Here is a 19,016-nt window from a genome sequence, read left to right on the forward strand (position 1 = left end):
GTCAGGCCCCTAATCCGCCCGCCTCCCCAGCCGGGGCAAAGCGCATGGCTCCCTCGTCCTGCATTCCGCCTCCCGCCAGGAATCGTTCCATCCTGGCGCGAAAGGCCGGTGTCGCGGTGCCACCGGCAATCTCGAAATGCCGACGCGCCAGCGCCGTCCGCCCCTCCGCCAGCAGGAAGCGCCCCAGATTGAAATGTCCGCGAAAATCCCCGCCCTCGGCGGCGCGGACATACCATGCCCGCGCCTGCGCCAGATCGCGCGTCACGGCCCACCCGTCTTCATAAAAGCCGCCTATTATATTGAACGATTTGCAATGCCCGCGCGCGGCGGCCCGCCGCAGCCACGCCAGCGCCCGCCCATGATCGGGCGGCCCGTCCCACCCCAGGGTCAACCCGGTGGCGTAATTGTACATGCCCCAGTCCAGACCGGCGCAGGCGGCCCGCCGATACCAGCGCATCGCCTCCGCCGGGGTCGGGGACATGCCCCACCCCAGTTCGCAGCAGCGCCCGACCATGTTGCACCCCATGGCGCTGCCCTGCCGCGCCGCCGCCAGAAACCAGCCCAGGGCGCCGCGCGGGTCGCGCGGCAACAGCACGCCATCCAGCAGGATCTGCCCCAGCACAAGCTGCGCATCGGCCACCCCGCCGCCAGCCAGGTCGCAGATCGTCGCAACCCCGGCCGTCACCGCGTCCCCTCCGGCCTGCGGCCCGGCGGCACCATGCAGCATGGCAGCCCGCCTGCTCAGAAATGCGCGTTCAGATTGACCATCGCCGTCCGCCCCGGCGCCTGCATCGCATAATGCGTGGTGTAGGCTTGGGTAAAATAGCGCCGGTTGGCCAGGTTCTGGATGTTGAGCTGAAGCGTGTAGTGCGTCAGGAACCGGTAGCTCGCCATGACATCGAACCGGTAATAGCCGGGAATGAATTTCGGCGCGGTGGGGGAATCCGTGCCGTAGACCTTGGCCATGTAATAAACGCCGCCCGCGATCGTCAGCGGCTCGATCGGGCGATAGGTCGTCCACAGCGCCAGACTGTTCTCCGGGGTGTTCGGCGCATGCCGCCCATCCATCACCCCGGCGGCGGCACCCGCGCCCCCTGCCTTCAGCAGTCGCGCGTCCAGATAGGTAAAGCCGCCATTGATCGACCATTTGCGGGTAATCTGCCCGTTCACGCCAACCTCGAAGCCCCGTACCCGCTTGGTCCCGCCATTGTCGATCCCGCCCGTCGCGGTGGTGATCTTGAAGTTCGTGGCGTCGATCTGGAACAGCGCACCGGTCAGCAGCAGCCGGTTATGCAGCACGTTCCACTTGGTGCCGACTTCGATCGTCCGGTCACGCTCGGGCTTCAGCACGGCCCCCACATTGCCGCTCCGGTCGGCGCCCAGGCTGATATCGTCCGATCCCTGCCCCACCGAATTGCCCGGCGGAATCGCCGACGTGGCATATGACGCATAGATCGACCCGTTGGAACGCGGCTTGTAGACCAGCGCACCCTGATAGGTGAACAGATTGTCCCCGCGCCCATACTCGCTCGTCGCCGTGCGATAGGTGCTCTGCACATTGTCGTAGCGCAGGCCGACATTGGCCTGAAGCTGCTTCAGCAGCGTGATGGTATCGAACAGATAGACGGCCTTGGTATCGAAGCGCGTGCTGTTCGGGTTGCCGGCATGTTTCAGGTCGCCCGTCCACAGGTCGTTCGGGTTCGGGTTGAGCAACGACGTGCAGGTATGCGACGAAAAGGCCAGCGCCGTCGCGCAGCGGGTGAAGTTCGTCCCCGCCCCCACGTTCTGGCCATTCACGATGGCCAGGTAATTGTCGTTCTTGCCCTGCTCGCGGGTAAACTCGGCCCCCGAGGCAAACTGGTTCCTGAAACCCGCCAGATCGAACGACCCATAGAAATCGGTCTGGTTGGTCGCCGTATCGAAGGTCGAGAAGCGGCTGTTCAGGCGGCGATAGACATAGCCGTAATAGATATTGCCCTGGCTGTCGTCGGGCATCGTCCAGCGGTCGTTCTGGGTCGTTTCGGAATAGCGCGTGGTATTGCGCAGATGCAGCGTACTGCTGAAATCATGCTCCAGCCGCAGCGTCCCCATATCGATGCCATCCTGGTTGGAATCACGATTTTCCAACCCGTACCAGGTATCGAACGGCACCTTCACCGGCGCGCCGTTCCCCGTCCCCAGCACCCGCGCCGCGCCATCCGAACGCCGGTTGAAAGGCGGATTGCTGTAGGGAATGCCGACATCGGGCAGGTCGTCATTCTGCATGTGATAATACATCACGGTCACGCGGTTGGCCGTCCCCAGCCCGAACGACAGCGACGGCGCCACGCCGAACCGGCGATAATGGGTCGGCCCGCGCCCGGCCACCCCCTGGTCGTCGCCCATCAGGTTCAGGCGGAAGGCCCCGCTCTCCGTCACCCGCCAGTTGCCGTCGAACGTGCCGCGCTTGTAATCGGCATTGCCGAAACCAAGATTGGCGTCGATCGCATTCTTCAGCGTCGGCATCTTGCTGTTGATCAGCAGCGCGCCACCGGCACCGCCGCGCCCGGCAATGGCGCCGGAATCACCCTTCACGACCTCGATCGATTCGACATTGAACGTCTCGCGCGACTGCGCGCCCACATCGCGCAATCCATCGACAAAGGTGCTCGACTGCGCATCGAACCCGCGCAGGAACGGCCGGTCGCCCACCGGATTACCACCCTCGCCCGCTCCCATCGTAATGCCGGGCACATTGCGCAGCGCGTCGGCCAGCGTGTTCGAGGCGGTCTGGCTCAACAACTGGCGGGAGATGATCGAAACGCTCTTGGGCGTATCCAGCAGCGGCGCGGTGAATTTCGGCGACATGTCACGCCACTGGCCCACAACCTCGATATGCTCGTGCCGGGGATTGGCGCGCTCTTCCTGCGCCTTTTTCTTTTCCTCGTCGGTCAGCCTGTCCGCCGCCGCCACGCCCGGCGTCGCGGCCAGCCCCTGGCCGCCGATCATCGCCATCGCCAGCCCACACAGCACCTGACCGCGCTGGGGCGCCACATGCCGCGCATTACGCCATTTTCCAGTGACACCCATTCGCCCAGGTTTCCTCGACACGAAACATGAAAATGCGACATATTCGCATTAAGCAGTCATGTTTCATGAGAGATACAAGGCGTCAAGGAAGCTAATTAAGACAAAAAATGTCGGTTTTCCCGCAAGCCGGAAACACCCGCCGCAAGCCGCGCCGAAAACGATGCCCCGCCCCCCGCCGACCACTGGAGTCCAGACCGTGCACAGCCCCCCGATCGCCCCTATCAGGCCACGATCTTCCTCTTCCAGTAATCCCGCAGAGACATGAGAGTCGCATTGGCGGCGCGCTCCCATTCATAGCGCACGGAAGCACCGATCACATGCGGGCGAAGAACAGGAGGCTGCCCAAAGCTTGCAAGCATTTTCGCGGTGCCGACAGAGGCAAAACTATCGAAATCGAATGTCAGCGCCTTTGCCGAAGCAAGCTTCAAAGCCTCCCATATCAGGAGCATGTTCGCCCCCGGTATGGATGCATTTCGATCACGCGCCGACAGCCAATAATAAAGATTCTTCTCATCCCAGATCAATACTGACGAAGAGACCTGTTTTTTCTTTTCGTCGTAGGCGCTGATGACGCACGCCCTGTCATGCCGCAGGCAGGCGTCGAAGAGTTTCGCCATCGTCGCAAAATCATGCCTGTTTTCCGACGCCGACTGATCGACCAGGGACATGCGAATGAACGCTTCGATGTCCGCGCTTTGAATAACCTCAAGTTTTTGAGACGCCGATCGGATCAGGTTCCGCGTCTTCTGGTCACATTGCTCCAGGACGACACCGGGCGTCACATCCGGCGGTATGCGGAAGGTAAATTCATTTCTTATCTGCAACCCGCAGATCGAAAAAGCGAATGCGGAATCGTCCGATGGATCGAGACGAATTTTCAGATGATCGTATTTCGGAAGCTTCCGGACAAGCTCCGCGACGATGTTCCGTATCTTCTGCCCTCTGCGGAACGGCTTGGAAGCCGGAAGGAAGAAGCGCGGCCCCAATGTTCTCGTATAAGGGGGAGGAATTATATACCGCATCCCCAAATGCTTTTTCCGACAATAATGAAAATCCGAGACGATATTTCCCGCATTTCTTATTTCCAGGGTCTCGTAATTTCCATCGGTCGCGGCGTCCATCCACCAGTTTTCATGAAATATCGAATGCTCGACGGAAGGGTAGGAAACATCGGGGGAGGATGACGACATTAACATTTTACTAACGACTCAAGTTTGTATCTTTATATGTCTATTGATACAGAACGTATCGAAATGTATCATATGACAAATATTTTATAGTCGTCAATGATCCGCCGCACCGCGACACCGAACCATCGGCTCGTCACCGTCTGGCGAATTTTCCTGGCGAATCTTCTCCAACAAACAATTGATTTTATTTATTAATTCCTGGCGCACGTTTCCACCACGCCTCCAGTTGCAAGACCGCACGCGCGTCCGTCCGGCTCGCGACCGCATGGCGGGCCGGGCGTGCGACCCGTTTCCAATGTAACAATTGTTACCCGACCCGCCGACGGCAAGCCTGCGAAACGCCACAGCGCGCCGGCCTCACGCACCTGAAACGCCACCATCGAGGAACGCGCGACCGCAAACCACCCACGACCGCCCGGCGCATATCGTCCGACAGCACAGACCCGCCCCCTCCCGCCGTCATGACCGTTGACAGGCAAGACGCGGCACGCGCGACACACAACCGATTCAAATCGTAAAAAATGACGATCCATCCGCCCAAGATACGTGCGGACAGAGCAACGCGCGAACGATATCGCGCCACCGCCCCGCCAGACCGTGGCACGGTGTCTCACCAGACGCGGCAACCAGACAGGCGCGTCCTCACCCACCCGCAAGGCCGGATCGCAACGGCCGTTCGGGCGCCTCTGTCGCCACGCAGGCGCCATCGCGACAACCCCCGTCAGCCTGCGCGCGTCCGATCATCGCCCTCCGCAAGGCTTTTCAGAAAACCCGGCCGGACGACCTTCTGTTTCAAACGATCAGAGTTCGCACCATTGGCGCATGAGATTATGATAGCAGTTCACCAGTTCCAGCACGGCAGGGTCGTCGTCCGGCAGGCGCGAGCGCAGATCCATGATCGTGCGATCGAGGTCGAACAGAATCCGCCGCCGCTCCACATCCCGCACCATCGATTGCGTCCAGAAAAACGACGCCCAGCGACTCCCGCGCGTGATCGGGGCCACGTCATGCAGCACCGTGGTGTCGTAAACGATCATGTCGCCGGCCGGCAGCTTGATCTCCTGCACGCCCGACGCATCATGGATCCGCAACGCGCCTCCCTCGTACTCCTCCGGGTCGGTCAGGAAGAGCGTGGACGACACATCCGTGCGGATGCGCATCCCGCCTGAATTGGGGATCGGCCGGATGGCATTGTCCACATGCGCGCCGAACGACATGCCCTCGTCATAGCGGTTGAACAGCGGCGGCACGACACGCAGCGGCACGACAGCACTGTTGAACAGCGCGTTCCGCCCCAGCGCACGCAGCACGATCTCACCGAGCGACCGATGCAGCGGATGGTCCAGCGGAATCTGTAGATTATGCTTGGCCGACGCCGATTGCGGCCCCGCCGTCACCTTCCCGTCCGCCCACGGCGCGTCAGCCAGCGCACGACGACAATGCAGGACTTCCTCGGCCGAAAGAACATCGGGAATATGCAGCAACATGGCAGTCTCGATCAGGGAGCAGGCCCGGCCGAGCATGGACGGCCGGCATGGACAACATGGCGAAGCTGCTGAATAGCCACATTGCAACAGATTATCAATTGCACAATTATTCCGCCCATGGTTTGTAACCGTCGATTGCCAATCGTTACGGGTTCCAGCACATGCGGATTGTCCATGCCCTGAAGAAGGCCACCCGCCGGCGCCGATCAGACCGGGAAACACCCCCCACCCTGCCCGACATCATCGAGGCGATCCGCACCCGCGCGGCGCAGGGCCATGTGGCGGAACAGGTACGCTGGGGCGATATCCTGCTCGACAGCATCTATGTGCCGCGCGACCCGGCCCAGGCACGGCAATGGTACGAAATCGCGGCCTCGGCCGACTACGCGCCCGCCCATAACATGCTGGGGCGCTGCCATCATTTCGGCTGGGGCGGCCCGCCCGACCTCCCGGCCGCCGCCGCCAGCTACAAAAAGGCCGCCGATCTCGGCGATCTCTGGGGCTGCTACAATCTGGGCATCATGACCATGCGCGGCATCGGCATGCCGGCCGACCTGCGCCGCGCGCTGGAGCTGTTCCGCAGCGCCGCCGAGCGCGGCCACGCCAAGTCGATGAACCTGGTCGCCCGCTTCACCGAGGAAGGCTGGCACACCGAACGCGATCCCGCGCTGGCCCTCCAATGGTATCGCCGCTCGGCCGAAGGCGGCGATTATCGCGGACAGCATAATTACGCCACGGCCCTGCTGGCGATGGGCGGCCGCGCCCAGGCGCTCGAGTGGTGGTGGCGCGCGGTGGGCGATGCAACCTCGGACGTGCTGCTGGCCATGGCGCGCACCCTCCACACACTCGGCCCGGACGGCGACCCCGCCCTGCTGCAACAGGTGCACGACCGGCTCGATACCCTGGGCATCCCGCACCCCGTACCGGCCTGATCCCGCACAGGGCGGCCACCCTACCCCTGCCGCAGACGCGCCAGCACCCGCGTCGCGGCCACGGGCAGGCCCCGCTGCTCCACCCGGCCTCCACTGACCGGCCGCTCCGCCCCGGTCGTCCCAGGGAAAGAGAGCGGAAGCCCCCGCACGGCCCGCGCGGCGAGAAATCCGAAGCACTGGGCCTCCAGCGCATCGCCATCCCACCCCACCGCCTCGACCGGCGCCACGGCGGCCCCCAACGTCTCCCGCAATCCATCCATCAGCACCGGGTTATGGCGCCCCCCACCGCACACCAGCCAGCGACACGGCTGAAACGGCAGCGGCAGACTGGCCACGGCCCGCACGGTAAAGGCGGCCAGCGTCGCCGCCCCATCGGCGGGCGAAAGCGGCGCCAGCAGATCCATCGCCCGATGAAACGCCAGCCGATCCAGCGATTTCGGCGCCGGCCGGGCAAAGAACGGGTCGCCCATCAGGCCCGCCAGCACGGCAGCATCGACCCGCCCCGCCCGCGCCAGCGCGCCGTCACGGTCACAGGGTACGCCGGTATGGCGCATGGCCCAGTCATCCAGCAGCGCATTGCCCGGCCCCACATCGCAGGCCAGCAACGCCCCATCCGCCCCGATCAACGAGACATTCGCCACCCCGCCGATATTCAGCACGGCCAGCGGGCGCGCCATCCCCCGCGCCAGCGCCTGGTGAAAGACCGGCACCAGCGGCGCCCCCTCGCCTCCCGCCGCGAGATCGGCACTGCGGAAATCATGCACGACCGGCACCCCGGTTTCCAACGCCAGCAGGCCGGCATCACCGATCTGCCAGCTTCGCGGCTCCGCCGGACGATGCAGGATCGTCTGACCATGAAAGCCGATCAGCTCGGCCGGCCAGTCCAGCGCGCGCACGGCCGCGACATGCAGCAGCGTCAGATCCCGCTCCACGGCCAGCAGCTCCGGGTCATCCCCCCGCAGGCTCCCCGCACGATCGAGAATGGCACGGGTCCGCGCGCGCAACTCGGGCGGGAAAGGAATGGTCACCGTCGGCCCGGCCGCGCCGACCGCCACGCCGTCCGTCTCGATCCCGGCGGCATCCACCCCATCCAGCGACGTGCCGCTCATCAGACCGATCACACGGACCATAGGCCCCACCCCCTGCGCAACAGCGGCAAGCCTATCCCACCCAGCCACATTCCGGAACCGGGCCACCACCATCAGAGATAGCGCAGGCGAACCTCGCTGATGGCGTGCGACCGCGCCTTGCGCATGATCAGCCGCGCGCGTTCGCGCGTCGGCAGAATATTGGCTTCCAGATTGGGCAGGTTGATCCGGTTCCAGATCCGCCCCGCCACCTGCCCGGCCTCGGCGGGCGAAAGGTCGGCATAATGATGGAAATAGGATGTCGGCTTGCGGAACGCGGTGCGCTGCAACAGCAGAAACCGCTCCACGTACCACGATTCGATATCGCTGGTGGTCGCATCCAGATAAATCGAAAAATCGAAATAATCCGACGCCACCATCGACCGGTCGGTACCGGTCTGCAACACGTTCAGCCCCTCGAAGATCAGGATATCCGGCCGGTCCACCGTCTGGAACCGGTCGGGCACGATGTCGTAGGCTTCATGCGAATACAGCGGCACTTCCTGCAACCGCTCGCCCGCCTTCACGGCGGCGAGAAAGCCGATCATCCGCCGCAGGTCGTAGCTCTCCGGAAAGCCCTTGCGCTGCATCAGGCTCCGCTCTTCCAGAACCCGCGTCGGCAGCAGAAACCCGTCCGTCGTCACCAGATCGACCCGCGGATGGTCCGGCCAGCGCGACAGCACGGCCTGAAGCAGCCGGGCGAAGGTGCTCTTGCCCACCCCCACGCTGCCGGCAATCCCGATGATGAACGGCACCGAAATGCGCGGACAGCCCAGAAACGCACTCTCCACCATGCTGTTCAGGCCGCGCGAGGCCATCACATACAGGTTCAGCAGGCGTGACAGGGGCAGATAGACCTCGGCGATATCCGCCATCGACACGGGCTCGTTGCGGCCGCGCAGCGCCGCGATATCCTCTTCCGACAGCGAAAGCGGCACATTGGCCCGCAACGCCGCCCACTCCGCACGCGAAAAATTCAGATACGGAAGCGGCGGATCGCCATCGCGCGACATCGACCCCCAGGGAGGCATACGGAGCATCATGGATCTATATCCGCGCCGGACAGATGCCGCCGGGTCTCGTGCCAACAACCGTCATGAATCCGCTTCCCCCGGATGGGCCATCATTCCGGCCTCATTCAGCGCGGCGTAACACCAACGGTTGGGGCGATCCAGTGGACCGCACTCCCCCACCCGGCCGATCCGGCCAAAAAACGCTGAAAACCGCCATAGTCCGCCACGCTCATGACAGAGACGTGACCCACGGCCGCCAAACTAACGCCCGCTCGTCGTCTGCCCACGGTTACGGGCGCCATAACTCACCTGCGTATCGGGGATAACGTAATGGCCGCCCTCTTCCTTCTCGCCGTCATCGCCGGCGGCATTGGAATCGAACCCGGACGCGATCATCTGCATGCCCCAGGCATCGGGGAGCGGCTGGTAGTCGGGCTGCCGCCCCGCCGGCGCGGCAGACATGGGCTGCGACCCGTCCGCGTTCCGCCTGCCATCGGCCGATGCCGTCTTCTTGGCATAGCCCGGCCGTTCCTGCCCGCTGAACAGGGTCAGCGGCGGCACATCAATCGACTCTCCATCCGGCCGCTTGAACCCGCAGGCCGTCAGACCGGCCAGCAGAACCAGCAAAGCAAGGCCGCGCGGCCCCGCCTGCCGGCTTATCGCCCCGCGCCGGTCACTCGGCGTCGGCAACATCCTGTTCACCGGGGGACACCAGCATCGCCTCGGCCACCACGCCCGCCTGCTCGCGCACGCGCCGCTCGATATCCGCCGCCATCTCAGGGTGCTCGCGCAGGAACTGCTTGGAATTTTCCCGTCCCTGGCCGATCCGCTGACTGTCATACGAGAACCAGGCCCCCGATTTCTCGACAATGCCCGCCTTGACGCCCAGGTCGATCAGTTCGCCCATCTTGCTGATCCCCTCGCCATACACGATGTCGAATTCGACCTGCCGGAACGGGGGGGCCATCTTGTTCTTCACCACCTTGACGCGGGTCTGGTTGCCCACGACCTCGTCCTTGTCCTTGATCTGCCCGATCCGGCGGATATCCAGGCGCACCGAAGCGTAGAATTTCAGCGCGTTGCCACCCGTCGTCGTCTCCGGGCTGCCGAACATGACGCCGATCTTCAACCGGATCTGGTTGAGGAAGATCATCATGGTGTTGGAACGCGAAACCGTCCCGGTCAGCTTGCGCAGCGCCTGGCTCATCAGCCGCGCATGCAGGCCCACATGGCTGTCGCCCATGTCGCCTTCCAGTTCCGCGCGCGGCACCAGGGCGGCAACGCTATCCACCACCAGCACGTCGATGGCGCCCGAGCGCACCAGCGTGTCGGCGATTTCCAGCGCCTGCTCGCCGGCATCCGGCTGGCTGATCAGCAGATTATCGACATCCACCCCCAGCTTGCGGGCATAGCCGGGGTCCAGCGCGTGCTCGGCGTCGATAAAGGCGCAGACGCCGCCCTTCTTCTGGGCCTCGGCGATCGCATGCAGCGCCAGCGTCGTCTTGCCCGAGCTTTCAGGCCCGTAGATCTCGACGATACGGCCACGCGGCAACCCGCCGATCCCCAGCGCGATATCCAGCCCGAGCGAGCCGGTGGACACCACATCCACCGCCTCGTTGGCGCGCTGGCCAAGCCGCATCACCGATCCCTTGCCGAACGCGCGTTCGATCTGGCTCAGCGCGCCTTCCAGCGCCTTGCTCTTGTCAATGCCCGGTGCCTGCGCCATCGCCCTCAATCCCGTTCCGATATCATGAAAACCCCGGGTTCTCCCCGCCACACCCCGGCGGTCCCGCTCAGACAAAACTAGAACAAAACATGATCATCCACAAGCGGCACACCCACGCGGCCGATCCGTCAGTCCGACCCCACCGACAGGCCGGCCGACCGCGCATCGGTGCCGCCGGCGCAGCTTCCCTCGCCGCCCGGCAGGCCCGCCGGGCAGGAAATGGCATTGATCCGCCCATCGGCCGTCACCGGCCGCGCCCCCGGCTTCTCGCCGCCCAGAACCTGCTTCATTTCGGCGGCAACCGCGTCGGCGGCATCGTTCTGCCCCGATCCCGTCACGGCAGCCCGGAACCGGTTGCCCTCGCTGGCGATGGCGGCCGTCAGCAACGGCGGCGGCAGGCGCTTCGGCGAAGCGCCCATCACAATGCCCGTGCCACCGGCGACCCGGCCGATGCCGAACAGATTATCCATCGTCAGACTGCACGCCACGGCCCCGCCATGCCGATCGACCACGGCAAACGAGGTCGAGGCCGGCAGATGCGGCAGGCTTCCCCCATTGGGGACGGTGCCGGAATCGACCACCGCCTGCGCCCGCGCCACCAGTTCGGCGCCCGACTGCACCCCGGCCGCCTGGGCGCGCCACGCGGCCACCGCCGACTGGCCAACCCGGTCGCTCGCGCCTCCCGCATTCAGGGCACGGAACGCCACCGCGCTGCCCAGCCCGCCATCGGCGGGCGGCGGCAGGAAGCCGACCGTCACCTGTCCCGCACGCACAGTCAGCGGGTCGGTCTCCGCCGGCACGGCGGCGCGCAGGTCCGCCACGGTCAGACCACCGCCCGCCCCCTGGCTTCCGGCGACGAACGAGCGCGCCAGCGCCCCGTTATACAGGTCGCCCACCCCCATGCTCCTGATCTGTTCCAGCACGCCGGTCAGGCGTTGCTGCACCAGGGTGTCGCCCTCCGCCAGCACCTTGCCGTCGCCCCGGCTGAAGATCGCCCGCGCGCCCGGATCGGCCAGCAGCGGCCGCTGCACGGCCGCGAGGTCGGTCGCCAGCGCCCGGCTGACCGAGATGCCGCCGCGCGCCAGTTCCAGCGCCGGGGTCAGGGTTTCGCCAAACTCCACGCTGCCATAGCGCAGATGCATCAGATACAGCCCGCGCGCCAGCGTCGGCACCGCCGCCGGGCGGTCGACCGGCGCGCCACCCGGCTCCGGCGCCGTCGATCCCGCGACCGGCAGGAACAGGAACGCCCGCCCACCGCCGGAATCGCCGGGCCGCCACGCCAGACAGGCCCCGCCTCCGCCCAGCGAGGCCCGAGACGGCAGCGTCACCGCCAGCGTCATCCCCAGCGCCGCCGCGGCGTCAGCCGCATTGCCGCCCCGCGCCAGAACATCGCGGGCCACCATGGCCGATTGCGGCTCGTCCGAGACGACATTGCCGATATAGCCGGTCAGATAGGTCGGCCCTTTCGGCGCGTCGGAGCCACTGCCGAACAGGACCTGGCTGGCGGTCCTCACGGGGTCGTTGAATGTCTTGACCGAACATCCGCCAAGCGCCGTCGCCAGGACCGTAGACAGCAGCAAGGCCCCGCAACGACGCAACGGGTGGTTCAGGGGACGTTCACGCACGCACAGATTCTCCATTGCCGCCGTCATGCCCCGGCACGAAAAGCCCGGACTATCCGGAATTAGCGGTCTTCTGGAGCATCGGCAACTCGCCATCTCCCCGCCGCCCTTCCGCACCCCCCCATTCTGCTCTACAGACACCCTCCAACACCGCCCGATACGAAACCCGAGCGCCGGAGGCCGCCCTTGTCATTCTTCTCGTCCCGCAGCCTCCCCGGACTGCGCACGGCCCCTGGACTGCGCACGGCCCTTCCGGCCGGCATCGGCCTCATGCTGGCCCTGTCCGCGCCCGCCTCCGCCCGCGCCGACGACAGCTTCACCCCCGCCCAGCGCAAGGAAATCGTCGCCATCGTCCGCGACGCGCTGAAGACCGACCCCTCGATCCTCTCCGACGCGATCACCGCCCTGCGCGCGGGCGCCGAGGCGCAGGAGCAGACCCGCACCCGCGACGCGCTGCTTGCCCACCGCGCCGCCCTGACCACACCCGCGCCGACCGACGCGATTCTCGGCGCGCCCGATGCCCGGACCACGGTGGTCGAATTCTACGATCCCCGCTGCCCCTACTGCCGCAAGGTCCTGCCCGACCTCGACCGCCTGGTGCATGACGATCCCAATGTCCGCATCCTGGAAAAGGTGATTCCGGTGCTGGGTCCGGCCAGCGTACTGACGGCGCAGGCCATCGCCGCCGCCGCGCTGCAAGGCGGTCACGACGCCTATTTCCGCATGCAGCGCGCCGTCATGACCGACACGACGAAGCCCGACACCGCCCGCATCCGCCTGCTGGCGAAACAGGCCGGGCTCGACGCGGACCGCCTGGTGTCCGACATGGCCGGCCCCGCCGTCGCCGCCACCCTGCGCGCCAATGCGGAACTGGCCGAGGCCATCCACCTGGAAGGCACGCCCACCTTCGTCTTCGACGCCCGCTACGTCATCCCCGGCGCCGTCGATTACGACGGCCTGAAAGCCGCGATCGACAAGACCCGGCATAACTGACCGCCCGCCCTCCGCTCCCTGCCGGCCTCCTGCCGGCAGGGCCGCGCCATCCCCCGCTACCCGCCGTTCGCGCCAGCCCGCGCGATCACGCTCTCGACCATGGCCGCGCGCCGGCGATCGATCGTCCAGATATGGTCGGGATGCAGAACGTCCCAGTCGAACGCCTGACCATTGGTGGGCAAAGGCAGGGTATCGAGATGGACCAGCCGCCCACCCGCCTCCGGCAGCGCCAGAACATAGAGTTCCATCCGGTCGTGACCGGTCACATAAAGCCGGCCATCCGCTCCCCATCGCCCGCCTGACGAACTGAAATGGCCGAACCGCTCCAGCACATCCTGCGGAAACAGCCATGCTTCCTGGCGGACGAACCGCGAATCCATCCGTACCAGAACGGTCGATCGATGGTCGCGCGGCGCCTCACCGCCCTCGCCGTCATAATTGGCGAAACAGGCCCACCAGCTTCCTCCGTGCCAATCGATCCAGGTCAGCGACCCCAGCCCAGGCCCGAAACTGTGCGACCGCACATGCCGCATCGTACGCGCATCGAACCACTCGACGGAACTGGTCATCGGCGTGTTCGGATAGTTCGACATCGCGCAGACCAGTTCGCCCCCCGTCACCTGGCAACTGTTGATATGGATATAAAGGGCAGGATCCCCCTCCCACGATCCGACGCGCTGCCCCGTCGCACGGCTATATCGACCGATGCGCCGGTTCTGCACGGCGTAGAGAAAGGCGGCATCGTTGGCGACACCCTGCGTCGCCTCCGGCGCCGGCACCACCCGAACGATTTCAGGCGCCTGGACGATAGGCACCGGGGCGACAGGCTCCGCCGCGACAGCCCCCGTCGCAGTCGCCACCGTCCCCAGGGCCACGGCCAAGACCCAGCAAGATTTCCGGAACACCCTGTCTATCCTCACATCTTCGGCTGAAACCGCACGCCGAACCAGAGGCTCCGCCCCGCCGGGTGCATATCCTGGATCAGGTTCGCGCTCGGCCCCATCCGGGTCTGATACCCTTCATTGGTCAGGTTCTGCACCTGACCCGTCACGGAGATCCATTTATTGATCCGATAGCTCAACTGCATGTCGAGCTGCGCGCGCGGCTGCATCCACATATCGAGCCAGTTCGCCGAACCGGACGTATAATAAAGATATTTTCCAGTCATGTTGTAGGCGAAGCGCGCTTCGAAATTCCGGTCCGAATACAGCAGCGACGCATTGTAGATATGGTTCGGCTGATTCGCCAACCCGCCCATCCGCCGCTGCGATCCGTCGCTCATCTGCTCCTCGAACCAGCCTTGCAGAAAGGTCGCATTGAACGAAACACCGAAATTCTTCAGCACCCCCGGCAGAAACCCGAACTTCTCCCGCACCAGTTGCAGTTCCAGCCCGCGCAATCCGGCACCCGAGGCATTGAGCGGCTGCGAAATAATGGCCTGCTCGGTAATCCCGTTCATCGTGGCCGTGCCAAGCGTGCTGCGGGTATAGATCGCATCATGGATATCCTTGTAGAACAGGCCGAGCGACAGCATGGTGTCGCGCCCCGGATACCATTCGTAAGCCAGATCGTAATTCCATGAATGCAAGGGCTTCAGGTTCGAATTCCCCTGGGAAATCGAATAGGTGCCATTGCTTTCCGAGGTCGTGGTGGCCCCGCCGATCTGGTTATAGTTCGGCCGCCCCATGGATTCCGTAAAATCAGCCCGGATCTTCATGCGCGGAGTAATCGTGAACGTCGTCAGCACCGAAGGCAGCATGTAATCATACTGCGCCGTGCGGGTCTGCGGCAGATATTGCGTCGTCCCCCCCGATGTCACGGCATTGATGTTGGAGACGTTCGTAAACGTATGATCCCAGCGAAAACCGCCATGAATCGCAAACCAGCTATTCTGCCATCCGGTCTGGAAATACAGCGCCGTAATCGATTCCATCAGGTGATAATACGCTTCCTTGTTGGTCGGGGTCTCGTCCAGCTTGCGAAACAATTCCGGATGATTGTCCAGCACGGCATGCGCCTTGGCCGGATCGACATAGTAATATGTCAGTCCCGGCGCCGAGAATACCGAACCGGTCCTGGGGGTGATGTAATTCTGTAGGCTTCCGATCTCCTGCGGGGCATCTCCTGCCATCGGCGCCCAGTCATTATATGTTTCGGTATGCTGGACATTGGTCATGGTCTGCGTGGCCCCAGCACCCAGCCAGAACCCGCGCCCCAGATCCCAGTGCCAGTCACCGCGCAGAAAGCGCAGCTTCGTCTGCAAGGAATATTGATAATCCCTGAAATAGCGCGGCCCGTAATTGTTCAGATCGTTCGCCGCCGCCAGGTCATTGAAATAAATCGAAGGCACGCCACCCGTCACGGTATAATTGTACCCATAGGGCGCGGAATAGCTCGTCTTGTCTTCAGAATTACCGGTATTGCTGTATTTCATGCCGGTATTCCACTTGAACATCCAGTTCGACAGATGGTCCTTGGCTTCCGAGTCCGCCGCCACGAGGTCAAGCTTCATATGGTTCGTGATGTCATAATGAAGATTGCCATTCACGAAGAACGTCTGATGCGTTTCCGGCTGCACGGAGTCGCCAAACTGATACTGCCCCAGCGTCAACGCGCCGGTATCGGGCGTCGCTCCGGCAATCCAATGACCTGACGGCATCGAAAGCGCCTCATTGCGCGTCTCCTGATCGACAGCGTGAAAATAGCCGCCGGACAACGCCATGGACAGGCGCGAGGTCGGCCTCCACTGCAATTTCCCGTTCAGGCTGTAGCGTTTGTAGGCATCGTCGAACGCATAATCCTGCACACGCACCGGCACGGCGGCCGCGCCGGGGGCATGGGCGGCGGCGTCGGTATTGACAGGATTGCCCGAGGCCGCACCCGAAGCCCCGTAATACGCCCATCCATCGCCCGACGAATCCCCCGGCAGAATGGCATGTGCCGCCGAGTTGAGTTCCTGATAACTCCCGGCCAGGACCAGGCCGAATTCGCGATTCTTGCCAAATACGCGGGTAACGGTTCCATCCACGCGCCAGTTCTCGCGACGCGGCTCCACGACGGTGCCAGACTGGTTGTTCCAGCCGCCAAGCAACTGCACGTCGGCGGAATTTCCGTATTCATAAGCACTTTTCGAGAGCATATGGACCTGCCCACCCAGCCCCTGCGGATCGTTGTAGGCATCGATGGTCTTGAGAACCTGCAATTCGCCGACCAGGGAAGACGGAACCAGATCCAGCCGCATGCCGCGCTGCGGCGAGGTGACATTGTCCGCCGATGCCAGTTGGGCGCCATCCAGCGTGATCAGATTATAGGAATTATCCAACCCGCGAATGGTCACGTTCTCCATCTGGTTGTCGGAGCGGCCGTCATTCTGGCTCGGCAGGACCGAAATACCCACCATCCGCCGTGCCGCCTCGACAATCGTCAGGTCCGGCGCCGAGCGGATCTGCTGGGCGCTCAACGTATCGAAGATCTGGTCGCTCGTCCGCTTGGTCAGCGTATTGTCATGGACCGCCGAAACGACGATCCGCTCGCCATCGGGTTTCACGGCCTCCGCACGATGCGTCGCCCCCAGTATCAGAACGGAATCATGCCGCGACTGCACGGCCAGCCCGGTGCCCGCCAGAAGATGCGACAGCGCCTGCTCGGCGCTCATCACCCCATGGACGGCATGGGCCTGTATCGTCCGGGCCGTTTTATCACGGAGCATGACCTGCATGTCCGCCTGCCGCCCGAAGATAACGGCGGCACGGGAGACGGGCATGGCGTCGATATCGAACCGGCGCGCCTGGGCACGGGCAGAGGCGAGCGAAAGGCCGAGCGTCAGTCCGGTAGTCGTCAGAAGAATTGCAGCGAAACGCGCATGCGGGAACGATGAATGCGACACGGTTTTTCATATCCATCAATGATACGTTCCCCTACTCGATCCCGCAGAGCGCAAAACCCTCCTGTCAAAACCCCCTTATTTTTATTAAGCTTTTCTGACAGAAAATCTTCAGCCTCCAAAAGGCGGCAAGTCCGTGTCAGCGCAGTTCCAGCCCCCGCCCGGACAACACCAGCCTGACATGAAACATGCGGCAAAGACTGCGGGCAAAGGTCTCGGGCTCGGTCAGCGAAAAAATCCCGTCAATCCGCTGACGCGACAGCGCCACGTTGGAAGAGAATATTTTTCTATCGTTATAGAAATTGATCCGTCTGATCGCCTCGCCGACCGGCGTGGCCCGCAATTCCAGCCGCCCGTGGCTCCAGGCAGAGACGTAATCCAGGTCATCCGCGCTCAGGCTTCCCTCCTCCCACCTGCCGGAGGGAGACAGCCGGACCCATTGCGCCCGGCGCAGCCTGCGCACGGGCTGCCCGGCACCACCCCGCAGCCGGGCGTCTCCATCCAGCAACAGCACGCTTTCCCCGTCGGCGTCCCAGCGCATCACGAGCGATGCCGCCACGGTGTCCAGTTCCACCCTCCCGGCCCGCACCGAGATCGGCCCCTGCCGCCAGTCCACCCTGACACGCCCGGCCAGAAGATCGGCATGGATCCGGTCACCGCGCTGAAGACAAAGAAACTGCGAGGTCCGATCGAGGCGAAAATCCCCGCCGGCCAGTCGAACAGGCTTCGGCAATTCCGAACCGGAGCGAAAAAATCGTACCGGCTCGTACGCTTCGGCCGGCCCGACCGTCACGCCCAGCGTCGCGCCGACCAGCAGCGAAGCCGCAACCGATCCCACCATCCGGCGCCGCCCCACGAAACCGGGCGGAACAGGGGCCTCCGCCGGCGCCGTCCCGTCAGGAACCCGGAAAGCCGCAACGCGATCGGCCGAACGCCACAAAGCCTGCGCCCGCAGGAAGGCTCCCCGATGCCGGCTGTCCGCAGTCAGCCAGGCATCCAGTTCCCGAGCGGCCTCGGGCGCAAGCGCGCCCCGATCCAGCCGCACGATCCAGGCGAATGCCGCTTCATCGACCGGATGCGCGCATGTCTCACCATGTTCCGGTATCGCGTCGTCGTGTCGCGCGAACATCCCCGCCATCAGCAGGCCGTTCGCCGGAGCCAGGCTCCCTGAACATGCCATTGAGCGCACGCAATGCCCTGGCCAATTGTTTTTCGACCACGCTTTCCGACACGCCCATGCGCTGCGCGACCTCGCGCTGCGATAATCCGTCGAGTTTTCTGTGCAGGAGAATGTGGCGACAACGCTGCGGTAGCTCCTCGATGAACGTGTAGAGACGGGCAAGCTCCTGCCGGGCGCCGAGCGCCCGCTCGGCATCCGCCCCGTCATCCACGATGCTTTGCGCGTCGAAATCCGTCAGCGCCGTGATGGAAATAATGCGTGAGCGCCGATAGTGGCGCAGCACCACGCTGCGGGCGACCGTAAACAGGTAGGCGCGCGGATTGCGGATACCGGCGATATCGGCCGTAATCATCGCCGCGTAGCTGTCCTGGACGATATCGTCGATATCGATATCCCGAAACCGGCGCAGCCATGTCCGCAAGGCGGCTTCATGCGGCAGAACCTGACTGGCGACCCAGGAGATTCGCTCGTCATCCGAAGGCAGCATCCCGGTCCCCGCACGAAGGAATCCATACTCCCCGTCCCGGCGGCCCGATCCCGGACGCCCAGGAAACAGCACGGAAACTGTGGAAAGGTGTTGGCGGAAACTAGAACAAAGTTCGCAAGAGCAATGTTGAAATTATGATGACAATCGAATCTGGCGGAAGGCAGAATAATTCGGCACCTGACCGGGGACGCACACAGGCGGCAATCCGTCCCGCATCCTCGATCAGGCTCCTGACAGACCTTTCAAGACCGATCATAAACGGCGCGGGCCGCCTCGATCGCCGCCCCCGCCGGCGGCACATACCCCT

Annotated in this window: 15 protein-coding genes; 2 read left to right on the forward strand and 13 right to left on the reverse strand. The window is 64.2% G+C overall.

All coding sequences use genetic code 11. The features are described from left to right. Position 1 precedes the first annotated feature (1 nt). The 4 genes from ABF821_RS14135 to ABF821_RS14150 all read right to left on the reverse strand — a co-directional run bounded on the left by ABF821_RS14135 (position 2) and on the right by ABF821_RS14150 (position 5,746). Positions 2-727 (reverse strand): tetratricopeptide repeat protein, encoded by a 726-nt coding sequence (locus ABF821_RS14135; protein WP_415530451.1) that lies wholly within the window; start codon positions 725-727, stop codon positions 2-4. 14 nt (positions 728-741) lie between these two features. Then, entirely contained in the window at positions 742-3,069 is a 2,328-nt protein-coding gene (locus ABF821_RS14140; protein ID WP_415530453.1) for a TonB-dependent receptor, read from the reverse strand. A 221-nt stretch (positions 3,070-3,290) separates the two neighbouring features. After that, the gene (locus ABF821_RS14145; RefSeq protein ID WP_415530454.1) at positions 3,291-4,190 is read right to left on the reverse strand and encodes a GNAT family N-acetyltransferase; all 900 of its coding nucleotides are present in this window, start codon (positions 4,188-4,190) and stop codon (positions 3,291-3,293) included. Between the two features lie 869 nt (positions 4,191-5,059). Beyond that, positions 5,060-5,746 (reverse strand): Fe2+-dependent dioxygenase, encoded by a 687-nt coding sequence (locus ABF821_RS14150; protein ID WP_182972485.1) that lies wholly within the window; start codon positions 5,744-5,746, stop codon positions 5,060-5,062. A gap of 161 nt (positions 5,747-5,907) precedes the next feature. Between ABF821_RS14150 and ABF821_RS14155 the strand changes: the two genes are divergently transcribed. Next, entirely contained in the window at positions 5,908-6,678 is a 771-nt protein-coding gene (locus ABF821_RS14155) for a tetratricopeptide repeat protein (RefSeq protein ID WP_415530455.1), read from the forward strand. 20 nt (positions 6,679-6,698) lie between these two features. Here ABF821_RS14155 and ABF821_RS14160 read toward each other — a convergent pair whose 3' ends face one another. From ABF821_RS14160 to ABF821_RS14180, 5 genes are all read right to left on the reverse strand, one after another. After that, positions 6,699-7,808, reverse strand: coding sequence for an anhydro-N-acetylmuramic acid kinase (locus ABF821_RS14160; protein WP_415530457.1), 1,110 nt, complete (start codon positions 7,806-7,808; stop codon positions 6,699-6,701). 71 nt (positions 7,809-7,879) lie between these two features. Next, positions 7,880-8,848 (reverse strand): type I pantothenate kinase, encoded by a 969-nt coding sequence (gene coaA, locus ABF821_RS14165; protein WP_415530458.1) that lies wholly within the window; start codon positions 8,846-8,848, stop codon positions 7,880-7,882. A gap of 231 nt (positions 8,849-9,079) precedes the next feature. Then, positions 9,080-9,511: a hypothetical protein gene (locus ABF821_RS14170; protein WP_415530459.1), complete on the reverse strand. Its 432-nt coding sequence runs from the start codon at positions 9,509-9,511 to the stop codon at positions 9,080-9,082. Next, positions 9,492-10,544: a recombinase RecA gene (gene recA, locus ABF821_RS14175; protein WP_182972481.1), complete on the reverse strand. Its 1,053-nt coding sequence runs from the start codon at positions 10,542-10,544 to the stop codon at positions 9,492-9,494. Before recA ends, ABF821_RS14170 begins: the two co-directional genes overlap by 20 nt. 128 nt (positions 10,545-10,672) lie before the next feature. After that, entirely contained in the window at positions 10,673-12,184 is a 1,512-nt protein-coding gene (locus tag ABF821_RS14180) for a gamma-glutamyltransferase (RefSeq protein WP_415530460.1), read from the reverse strand. A gap of 168 nt (positions 12,185-12,352) precedes the next feature. Here ABF821_RS14180 and ABF821_RS14185 point away from each other — a divergent pair, with 168 nt between their 5' ends. Next, positions 12,353-13,159 carry a DsbA family protein gene (locus ABF821_RS14185; RefSeq protein ID WP_415530461.1) on the forward strand — a complete coding sequence of 269 codons (807 nt, stop codon included), beginning with the start codon at positions 12,353-12,355 and terminating at the stop codon, positions 13,157-13,159. 56 nt (positions 13,160-13,215) lie between these two features. On the opposite strand, the gene ABF821_RS14190 is transcribed toward ABF821_RS14185, so the two are convergent. The 4 genes from ABF821_RS14190 to ABF821_RS14205 all read right to left on the reverse strand — a co-directional run bounded on the left by ABF821_RS14190 (position 13,216) and on the right by ABF821_RS14205 (position 18,709). Next, on the reverse strand, positions 13,216-14,034 hold the full coding sequence (locus ABF821_RS14190) for a hypothetical protein (RefSeq protein WP_415530465.1): 819 nt from the start codon (positions 14,032-14,034) through the stop codon (positions 13,216-13,218). A gap of 41 nt (positions 14,035-14,075) precedes the next feature. Then, positions 14,076-17,045, reverse strand: a complete 2,970-nt coding sequence (locus ABF821_RS14195; RefSeq protein ID WP_415530463.1) for a TonB-dependent receptor — start codon at positions 17,043-17,045, stop codon at positions 14,076-14,078. A gap of 136 nt (positions 17,046-17,181) precedes the next feature. Then, positions 17,182-18,180 carry a DUF4880 domain-containing protein gene (locus ABF821_RS14200; protein ID WP_415530464.1) on the reverse strand — a complete coding sequence of 333 codons (999 nt, stop codon included), beginning with the start codon at positions 18,178-18,180 and terminating at the stop codon, positions 17,182-17,184. Further along, positions 18,131-18,709, reverse strand: coding sequence for an RNA polymerase sigma factor (locus tag ABF821_RS14205; RefSeq protein WP_182972477.1), 579 nt, complete (start codon positions 18,707-18,709; stop codon positions 18,131-18,133). The genes ABF821_RS14200 and ABF821_RS14205 overlap by 50 nt, the downstream gene beginning before the upstream one ends. Positions 18,710-19,016 lie beyond the last annotated feature (307 nt).

Origin of the sequence: Gluconacetobacter sp. (assembly GCF_047721585.1) — a bacterium.
Classification (GTDB): domain Bacteria; phylum Pseudomonadota; class Alphaproteobacteria; order Acetobacterales; family Acetobacteraceae; genus Gluconacetobacter; species Gluconacetobacter dulcium.

Coding starts and splice junctions, on each gene's coding strand:
- ABF821_RS14135 (WP_415530451.1), bottom strand. CDS start 727: ATGCTGCATGGTGCCGCCGGGCCGCAGGCCGGAGGGGACGCGGTGACG.
- ABF821_RS14140 (WP_415530453.1), bottom strand. CDS start 3,069: ATGGGTGTCACTGGAAAATGGCGTAATGCGCGGCATGTGGCGCCCCAG.
- ABF821_RS14145 (WP_415530454.1), bottom strand. CDS start 4,190: ATGGACGCCGCGACCGATGGAAATTACGAGACCCTGGAAATAAGAAAT.
- ABF821_RS14150 (WP_182972485.1), bottom strand. CDS start 5,746: ATGTTGCTGCATATTCCCGATGTTCTTTCGGCCGAGGAAGTCCTGCAT.
- ABF821_RS14155 (WP_415530455.1), top strand. CDS start 5,908: ATGCGGATTGTCCATGCCCTGAAGAAGGCCACCCGCCGGCGCCGATCA.
- ABF821_RS14160 (WP_415530457.1), bottom strand. CDS start 7,808: ATGGTCCGTGTGATCGGTCTGATGAGCGGCACGTCGCTGGATGGGGTG.
- coaA (WP_415530458.1), bottom strand. CDS start 8,848: ATGATGCTCCGTATGCCTCCCTGGGGGTCGATGTCGCGCGATGGCGAT.
- ABF821_RS14170 (WP_415530459.1), bottom strand. CDS start 9,511: ATGTTGCCGACGCCGAGTGACCGGCGCGGGGCGATAAGCCGGCAGGCG.
- recA (WP_182972481.1), bottom strand. CDS start 10,544: ATGGCGCAGGCACCGGGCATTGACAAGAGCAAGGCGCTGGAAGGCGCG.
- ABF821_RS14180 (WP_415530460.1), bottom strand. CDS start 12,184: ATGGAGAATCTGTGCGTGCGTGAACGTCCCCTGAACCACCCGTTGCGT.
- ABF821_RS14200 (WP_415530464.1), bottom strand. CDS start 18,180: ATGGCGGGGATGTTCGCGCGACACGACGACGCGATACCGGAACATGGT.
- ABF821_RS14205 (WP_182972477.1), bottom strand. CDS start 18,709: ATGCTGCCTTCGGATGACGAGCGAATCTCCTGGGTCGCCAGTCAGGTT.